This window comes from Mycobacterium sp. TH-M116 (genome assembly GCF_057473685.1).
In genome coordinates this window covers 1-7096 of sequence record NZ_JBYCLC010000088.1, presented here as the reverse complement: position 1 = coordinate 7096, position 7096 = coordinate 1, and the positions used below count along the sequence as shown (strand labels likewise).

Annotated in this window: 11 protein-coding genes; 7 read left to right on the top strand and 4 right to left on the bottom strand. The window is 68.5% G+C overall.

All coding sequences use genetic code 11. The features are described from left to right. A partial coding sequence (locus AC2VOK_RS04365) for an NAD-dependent epimerase/dehydratase family protein (protein ID WP_428899393.1) occupies positions 1-887 on the bottom strand: 887 nt, incomplete at its 3' end. A gap of 184 nt (positions 888-1071) precedes the next feature. Between AC2VOK_RS04365 and AC2VOK_RS04360 the strand changes: the two genes are divergently transcribed. The 3 genes from AC2VOK_RS04360 (at position 1072) to AC2VOK_RS04350 (ending at position 2966) form a co-directional block, all read left to right on the top strand. Then, entirely contained in the window at positions 1072-1380 is a 309-nt protein-coding gene (locus tag AC2VOK_RS04360; protein WP_428899392.1) for a hypothetical protein, read from the top strand. A 408-nt stretch (positions 1381-1788) separates the two neighbouring features. Then, positions 1789-1935, top strand: coding sequence for a hypothetical protein (locus tag AC2VOK_RS04355; RefSeq protein ID WP_428899391.1), 147 nt, complete (start codon positions 1789-1791; stop codon positions 1933-1935). 374 nt (positions 1936-2309) lie between these two features. Next, positions 2310-2966 carry a PE family protein gene (locus tag AC2VOK_RS04350; RefSeq protein WP_428899390.1) on the top strand — a complete coding sequence of 219 codons (657 nt, stop codon included), beginning with the start codon at positions 2310-2312 and terminating at the stop codon, positions 2964-2966. A 17-nt stretch (positions 2967-2983) separates the two neighbouring features. Here the strand turns inward: AC2VOK_RS04350 and AC2VOK_RS04345 are convergent, their stop codons facing one another. Next, on the bottom strand, positions 2984-4165 hold the full coding sequence (locus AC2VOK_RS04345) for an acyl-CoA dehydrogenase family protein (protein WP_428899389.1): 1182 nt from the start codon (positions 4163-4165) through the stop codon (positions 2984-2986). Positions 4166-4287: 122 nt separating this feature from the next. On the opposite strand from AC2VOK_RS04345, the gene AC2VOK_RS04340 reads away from it, so the two are divergent. Genes AC2VOK_RS04340 through AC2VOK_RS04330 form a run of 3 tightly spaced genes read left to right on the top strand, consistent with a single transcriptional unit; the run spans position 4288 to position 5802 of the window. Further along, positions 4288-4452: a hypothetical protein gene (locus AC2VOK_RS04340; RefSeq protein ID WP_428899388.1), complete on the top strand. Its 165-nt coding sequence runs from the start codon at positions 4288-4290 to the stop codon at positions 4450-4452. Between the two features lie 22 nt (positions 4453-4474). Continuing rightward, on the top strand, positions 4475-4864 hold the full coding sequence (locus AC2VOK_RS04335; RefSeq protein ID WP_428899387.1) for an NYN domain-containing protein: 390 nt from the start codon (positions 4475-4477) through the stop codon (positions 4862-4864). Continuing rightward, positions 4861-5802, top strand: coding sequence for an NAD(P)H-dependent flavin oxidoreductase (locus AC2VOK_RS04330; protein ID WP_428899386.1), 942 nt, complete (start codon positions 4861-4863; stop codon positions 5800-5802). The genes AC2VOK_RS04335 and AC2VOK_RS04330 overlap by 4 nt, the downstream gene beginning before the upstream one ends. A gap of 24 nt (positions 5803-5826) precedes the next feature. On the opposite strand, the gene tpx is transcribed toward AC2VOK_RS04330, so the two are convergent. Both tpx and AC2VOK_RS04320 read right to left on the bottom strand, forming a co-directional pair. Beyond that, positions 5827-6321 (bottom strand): thiol peroxidase, encoded by a 495-nt coding sequence (gene tpx, locus AC2VOK_RS04325; protein ID WP_428899385.1) that lies wholly within the window; start codon positions 6319-6321, stop codon positions 5827-5829. Between the two features lie 62 nt (positions 6322-6383). Then, positions 6384-6860: a nuclear transport factor 2 family protein gene (locus AC2VOK_RS04320; protein WP_428899384.1), complete on the bottom strand. Its 477-nt coding sequence runs from the start codon at positions 6858-6860 to the stop codon at positions 6384-6386. A gap of 57 nt (positions 6861-6917) precedes the next feature. On the opposite strand from AC2VOK_RS04320, the gene AC2VOK_RS04315 reads away from it, so the two are divergent. After that, the coding region (locus AC2VOK_RS04315) for an SDR family NAD(P)-dependent oxidoreductase (RefSeq protein WP_428899394.1) at positions 6918-7096 on the top strand (179 nt) is incomplete at its 3' end.

Genomic DNA, 7096 nt, shown 5'->3' with positions numbered 1-7096 from the left:
TCGGGATGGAAATTGGCGGCCATGCGGCGCAGCCCGTCGCGCCAGTCGACGGTCGTCGCGCCCACGAGTTCGCGCATCCGGGTGGGGTCGGTGGGGTTGCCGCGTAGCGCCTGCTCGCTCTCGTCGAATACGGGTTCCCTGCCAACGAGCGATCCGAGGTAGCCGCACCACTCCTGAATGCTGACGGTTTGGTCGCTGCACCAGTTGACCGTCGTCGCCGGGACCGACGCAGCTTCCAGCAGTTTGGGGATGGTCGCGATGATGTCGTCTTCGTGGATCGGGTTGTAGCGGGCCGGGCCGCCGGGCGGCACCGGAATCGGGATCCCGGCCAGCATCATCTCCATGTGGTAGAACGGCCACCCCCCGTTGTCGCCGTAGGGGACGTTGAGCCGGGCGATCGTGGTGGGCACACCGAGAACGCGCGCCATGGAGCGGGCGACTACCTCACCGGCGATCTTGGAGATCGAATAGGTGGGGAACAAGGGCTTGTGGTTGTCTCCCAGGGCGGCGCGCTCGCTGCGGGGTTCGTCATCGGGCGGGTCGTAGACGGCGGCCGAGGAACAGTGCAGGAACGCCTTGGCGCCGCGACAATGCGCCATGAGCAGTCCGACCGACTCGGCGTTGGCCCCGAGGTCCTTGTCCCAATTTCCGCTCTTGGCGACAGCCAAGTTGAGAACATACTCGAAATCTTCTGGGAGTTCGCTGAACTGGCCCGCCGCCAGGTTGACTGTCACGCATCGGATCCCGGCTTTCTCCAGACCCTCCCGCGCGGCGGGATTGGTGAAACGAGCAATCCCCCACACCTCGTTCTCGGCCGCCAGCGCTCGGGCGATGGGGGTGGCGATTTGACCTGTCGGACCTGTGATCAGGATTTTTGAGCCGCGCATGGGCTGATGGTAGGCCACTGCGTGACGAGACCCGCAGCGCGTAGACAACTCTGCCCGCCCTCGCGCAGCGGCGCGCGCGGGGACGGAGGAGGCGGCACCGCCGACTTTTCAGCCCCCGGACGCTGACCAACACGGCGCGATGACGTTGCGCGCTTTGGCAACCGAGTGCGTACTGTGTGAATTCATGGACGACCGCGACAAAGATCCGGCGGTGGTTTTGCCCTATCTCGTAGGCAGATCGCTTGCCGCCACCGAGGTCTACGAAGCATTCGGTTACCGCAAATCGGCTTACTACAAGGCCGCTCGTGAGGGCAGGCTCATCACGGCTGACAATCTGATCAGGGTCGCCACCTACTTCGGTTTGAACCCGGTCGACCTGCAAGTACGCTACGGGTTGATCCCGCCAGAAGCGGTCACCGAATACGTCGAGTCGGCGCCGCAGTCGGTCCAACTGGGCGATCTGCGCCCAGACCCCCGCAAGCCGTCGATCTGACGGCTTGCGCGGCAAACGGTCGGTCGCGAGCAACGACGTGTGGGCCCGGCTCGACGGTGTGGAATCCGTCGCGGACTCTTCCACCGGCAGGTCGAAACGCGGCCGCATTCACTTGCCGTGCAACGTGGTCCGCGCCGCGTGAGCCGGCTGATCCCCGAGGCCCGGCCCAACGGGTTTTAGGGCCAATGGTCCCTATCGTCGGCGTTGTGCACGCGCGATCATTCCAGTCATGACCGGATATGACGCCTGGGACTGGCGTTCCGCGGGGCAGCCCGGCTCGGGTGGCATGCGGGTCCCCTGCCCGACGATGCGCGCAGCCTGCTGAGGGCCCTGCTCTGAAGGCCCAGCCTAGGAGAACACGGCGGTCACCCTCAAGCCAGAGCCGCCCCGACCGAGGAGGAGGTCCTCATGTCCCGTAGTGCCGGAGCGACGTATGAGTGCGAGGAGTGCGGGGCGGTGCTCGTCTACGAGAAGCCCTGCCCGTGCACCTCGGAGGACGAGCACTCGGAGGTCTGCTGCGACAAGCCGATGAAGCAATTGGTGCCGGCGAAATGAGGTTGCCTCTCATGCCGGTTGTTCCCAAAGGGGCCCCGGAATAAGCAATTCCCCCGCCGCCCTGCGTATCAAGGTGACACCCAAGGCGTCGTTGTCGTTCTGGTGAGTGGATGTGAGCACTCATCAGGCGGCGCCGGGTTTTGGGACGGCTCCCCGCGTGACCACGGCGCCGGTCTGGTCCGTCGAGCGGCGGGAATTCTTCGTTTTTGTGGCTGACAGTCCATGGGTGTATTCGCGCCCCGGCACGACGATCCCGGGAAAATGCCGTCGGGAGTATCCCGCGCGGGCCATTAGAATCGGCGGTGTCGCCGGCGAAAAGGGCCGGCAGGCGAACAGCACATGGCCGCAGACGAACTCACGGGAGCACGACGCACATGGAGATCTCCATTGATCCGGCCGCCGCCGCTATCGGCGCAACACTGATCGAGGTGGCGAGCCGCGCGCTGAGCTCCGGCGCCGCCGCGTTGCCGGCCGTCACCGGGTTGGCGCCGGCCGGGGCCGAAGAAGTCTCCATCCAGGCGGCGGCGGCTTTCGCGGTCGAAGGTCAGGCGATGCTGGCGTTGAACACCGCAGCCCAGGAGGAACTGGCGCGGGCTGGGGCGGCGTTGCTGGACATCGCGCGCCTGTATTCGGAGGTCGACGACGCGGCCGCAGGCGCCATGGCGGCCAGTGCCACCCACATCTCGGACTCCGCATTTTCGGGGGGGCTGGGCGTGAACGCCGCTGCCGGGTTGCTGCGCTCGGCGACACTGCCCGGCGCGGCCGGGTCGGCCGCCCGCACGCCGCTGCTGGCCAATCTGCTCAACGGCGTCGCGGCCGTCAACCCATCGGCGATGATGCCGGCCGCGGTGGGCGCCGCGTCGACGGTCCTGGGTGTGGCGACAGGTCCAGCGAGCATGATCGCCTCGCTGGCCTCCGGGGCGGCGGCGGGCGGCGCCGCCGGGCCGGCGCTGGCGTCGTCGGTCGCCGAGAATGCGGACCGATCCGAGCAGGAGAACGCGGGTGAACAGCCTGGTGAGGCGCTGGTGTAGGAACAGGCTGCGGCCGGTCAGAGCCCGGGCTGGTCGTCGATGATGCCCAGCCATATCTGCGCGGCGTCGATGGCGACCTTCTCGCTGATGAAGGCGTGCTGCGTCCCGGTGTAGACGTCGCGGAACGCGCGCTCGAGGCGGGTGCCCTCGCGGATGGCGCTGGTCCCGGCCACCAGATGCGCCCACTCGGCGCAGCCGCGCGCGATGTCGGTGGCGTAGACGGCCGCCACCCGCATGTCCGCGCGCCGGGCCGGTGCCAGCTCCTCGCCGGCCGCGACCGCGGCTTCGGCGGTGGTGAACGCGTCGAGCACCAGCAGGCGAGCGGCGCGCCAGGCCGCGCGATGGTGCGCCAGGCCCTTCTGGAAGGTCGGGCGGCTGGCCAGCGACGCCATGTCGCTCATCCGGAACTTCGTCGCCGCCAGGTCCTGGACGTCGTCGAGCATGCTTTTGGCGACGCCGAGCGCCCAGGACGCGTGGCCCGCGGCGGTGACAGGCATCAACCCCATGCGCGTGGCCGGTGAGGTACCGCGGCACGGCCGGCGGGTGAACAGTTCGAAGGTGCGGCTCGCGGGCACGAACACCTCTTGGACACTGTAGTCATAGGATCCGGTGCCCTTGAGCCCCTGCACATGCCAGCCGTCGTTGAAGCTGATCTGTTCGCGTGGCACCACTGCGACCTGCATCTCGGGTAAACCCTCTGCAGCCCAGCGTATTTCGCCGTTGTCCATCGGTAGGAACCCGGCAGCGACGTACTGGGAGTGTCCGGTGCCCGAGCCGAAGCTCCACGACCCGCTCAACAGGTAACCGCCGTCCACCGCGTTGCCCTGGCCGTTCGGGAAGAACTGGCCGCCCAAGGTGACGCGGTTGTCGTTGGCCGTGAAGACCTCGGCGAAACCCTCGTCGGGCAGGTAGGCCGCCGCGGCGAACGACGACGGCAGATTGGCGATCCCGATCCAGCCGAACGAGCCGTCCTGCCAAGCCATTTCGATCCAGGTCTCGATCATCTCAGTGAACGAGGGTTCTACGCCGCCGGCCACGGCCGGATTGAACGAGGACATCAGCCCGGTCGCCCACATCTGCTCGACGATCGCCGGGGTGAGGGTGCGCGCCCGCTCGGAGTCGGCGGCCTCGGCCGCCACGAGATCCCGCATGCCGCGCGCCAGCGAAACAACCCGGTCCCTGTCGGCTGTCGAATTCATCGGCTCAGTCCCACCATCGATCACGCCCATCTTCGATCACGCCCATCTTCGTGCGCCGGCATCACGGGGACGCTGACAGTTCCCAACACCGGTGAACCGTACCAATCAATCAGGCACATCAGGTGGCACAGCGCGGCGTCGAACATCGGAGGCCCGACCCACCACCGGCGTCCCCACTCGAGGAGATGTCCTATGCCATCCAAGACGCGCCGTGGCAGCCGTGGCCGCAACCACTCTCGCTGACCTCGCTGGTGGTTCTGGGCCTCGTGTCGCTGTTCTGGAAATGATCTCTCCCCTAACGTGTGCCTTGTGCGTTGGATCGTCGACGGGATGAACGTGATCGGGAGCCGTCCAGACGGCTGGTGGAAGGATCGCGGCCGCGCCATGGTGGCGCTGGTGGACAGTCTCGACCGGTGGGCGTCGACCCGGGAAGAGAACGTCACGGTGGTGTTCGAGCGGCCGCCGGCCAGGGCGATCGCCGCGTCGGTCGTCCAGGTCGCGCATGCGCCGCGGGCGGCGGCGAACTCGGCCGACGACGAGATCGTGCGGCTGGTGGGGGCTGACGCGCGACCGGACGGCATCCGGGTTGTCACCTCGGACAAGGCGCTGGCCGGACGGGTCACCCGCCTGGGCGCCTGCGTCTATCCCGCGGAACGCTTCCGCGACCTCATCGACGGGCGGGAGCCGCGCCGCTCGTGAGCACCACCAACCGCGTCTGCGAGCTCGCGCGGATCGACATCCCGATTCTGCAGGCCCCGATGACCTACATCGCCGGCGCCCGACTGGCCGCCGCGGTCTCGAACGCCGGCGCGCTGGGCGTCATCGAGACCACCTCCGAGCAGGGCCGTGCCGATCTGCACCGGGTGCGTGCCCTGACCGAGCGTGCGGTGGGCGCCAACATCGCGCTGCTGATGAATCGCGACCCGGCCGTGGTCGACCTGCTCGCCGCCACCGGCATTCGCTTCGTCACCACCTCGGCTGGTGACCCGTCGCTGCTCACCGGTCGGCTCCACGATGCGGGCATCACCGTGTTCCACGTGGTCGGCACGCTGGCCGCGGCGCGCAAGGCTGTCGACGCCGGAGTGGACGGGCTGGTGGTCGAGGGCGTCGAGGGGGGCGGGTTCAAGAACCGGTTCGGCGCGTCGACCATGGTCCTGCTGCCGTTGGTGGCCGCTCACGTCGACGTGCCGATCGTGGCGGCCGGGGGCATCTGCGATGCGCGATCGACGGCGGCCGCGTTCGTGCTCGGCGCCGAGGCCGTGCAGATGGGCACCCGCCTGCTCGCCTCGTCCGACTCGCCGGTACACGGCAACCTCAAGCGGGCGGTGCTGGACGCCGACGAGACGGCGACCGTGCTGCTGCCCCTCGACGGCAAGCGGATGATGCGCGTCATCCGCACGGCGGCCGCCGACAGCCTCGACGCCGCAACATCTCCTGCCGAAGGCGCGGCGGCACTGCAACGTGTCCAGCGGCTCTACTTCGACGGCGACATGGACGCCAGCGTCGCCAACACCGGTCAGGTCGCCGGGCGCATCGACGACATCGCACCGGCCGCCGAGATCATCGAAAGGGCGTGGGCGGGGTGCCGCGCGGTGCTGGCGGCCACGGCGGAGCGGCTCGGGCCGGCCGAAGACTGAGCCGGTCCGCGATGCGCCGGGCGGTCAGCCCGCCGCCGCGAGCGCGGCGTCGTAGTCGGGCTCCTGCCCGATCTCGGGCACCAGTTCGGTGTAGGCGACGTTGCCGTCCGCGCCGACCACGACGACGGCCCGGGCCAACAGCCCGGCCATCGGCCCGTCGGTGATGGTGACGCCGTAATCCTCGCCGAAGCTGTCCCGGAACGCCGACGCCGTCTTGACATTCTCGATGCCCTCCGCGCCGCAGAACCGCGAGAACGCGAACGGCAGGTCCTTGGACACGCACACCACGGTGGCCCCGCCCGCGGCGGCGCGCTCGTTGAACTTCCGCACGCTCGTCGCGCACACCGGGGTGTCCACGGACGGAAAGACGTTCAGCACCACGGGTTTACCGCGGAACTGCGCGCTGGTGACCGGCCCCAGGTCGCCGCCGGTCAGGTTGAATGTCGGGGCCGGGGACCCGACGGCGGGGAGCTCGCCGACAGTGTTGATCGCGTTTCCGCGCAAGGTTATCTGTGCCATGCGCACAGTCTGCCAAGCCCGGCGGAAGGCCCCGGGGTCAGGGCTTGGTTGGCCACATCCGGTCAGGCGCCGGGCTGCAGGATTTGGGTCGAGGCCAACTGGCCGCCGGCCTGCATCCAGGCCGCGATCACCCCGGGCGCGTCACGGTTGGGGTTGTAGATGTCCTCCTCGCTGGAGAACAGGCCGTCGCCGGCGTAGACGAGGCGGGTCCAGTTCGGGAACCAGAACGGCTCCCCGTTCGGGTCGGTGGGGTGGTCGAGCAGATTCTTGATCATGACGACAACGGCGTCGTTGTCCTCGTCGTAGGCGACCCAGTCGTTGGGAAAGCGCATGTGCGGGAAGGGTGCCATCACCGCGACGATCCAGTCCCGCACCGCCTCGCGTCCACGGAAAACGCCGTAGTGGTGTTCGGTGTAGACGACGTCCTCGGTGAAGAGGTCGGCAAAAGGCCGCCAGTCGCCCGAAGCGCTGCAGCCCTCGACGACGGTGGTGTAGTGCCGGACGGCTTGCTCGACATCGGCCCTGCTGAATTTGCCCATGGCGGACAGACTAGAACGTGTATCGGTGACCGGGCACTCGTTGGAACGGGGAATCGTATGACCGTGTTGGACTTGTTCGATCTGCGTGGCAAGACGGCTCTGGTGACGGGCGCGTCCAGCGGTATCGGCAAACACGTGGCGCTGGCCTATCTGCAGGCCGGCGCCCGGGTGGCCGTCGCGGCAAGGCATGCCGAACCGCTGGAGAGGGCGGCCGCCGACCTCGCCGCTGCGGGCCA